This window comes from Streptomyces sp. AC602_WCS936, from assembly GCF_019049125.1.
Classification (GTDB): Bacteria; Actinomycetota; Actinomycetes; order Streptomycetales; family Streptomycetaceae; genus Streptomyces.
Genome location: NZ_JAGMUF010000077.1, coordinates 1 through 679 on the forward strand (window position 1 = coordinate 1; position 679 = coordinate 679).

Sequence of the window (679 nt, forward strand, 5' to 3'; positions counted from 1 at the left end):
CACGCGGTGCTGACCCGCTGCCGGATCAACCGCCTCTCCCACATCGACCGCGCCACCGGGGAGCCGGTCCGCCGCTACGAACACCCCCACCCCGGCGCCATGCTCCACATCGACGTCAAGAAGCTCGGCAACGTGCCCGACGGCGGCGGCTGGCGCTACGTCGGACGCGTCCAGGGCCGCAGAAACCGTGCCGCAACACCCGACAAGCCCCGCAACAAGTACCGCGGCCCGCTGCTGGGAACCGCCTTCGTCCACACCGTCGTCGACGACCACTCCCGCGTCGCCTACGCCGAGATCCGCGACAACGAGACGGCCGACACCGCGGTCGACGTCCTGCACCACGCCGTGGCCTGGTTCGCCGCCCGCGGCGTGAGCGTCGAGCGGGTCCTGACCGACAACGGCTCGGCCTACCGCTCCCGGCACTGGAACCGCGCCTGCGCCGAGCTCGGCATCACGCCGAAGAAGACCCGGCCCTACCGGCCACAGACGAACGGCAAAGTCGAACGCTTCCACCGCACCCTCGCCGACGGCTGGGCCCTGGGACGCTTCTACTCCAGCGAATCAGCCCGCCGCAAAGCCCTGCCGGCCTGGCTCCATCACTACAATCACCACCGCCCCCACACCGCAACCGGCGGCAAACCACCCATCACCAGGTTGACCAACGTCCCTGGGCAGTACA

Annotated in this window: 1 protein-coding gene; it reads left to right on the top strand. The window is 70.1% G+C overall.

The window, feature by feature from the left end; genetic code table 11:
- The coding region (locus KUM03_RS24755; RefSeq protein ID WP_217251509.1) for an IS481 family transposase at nucleotides 1–679 on the top strand (679 nt) is incomplete at both ends.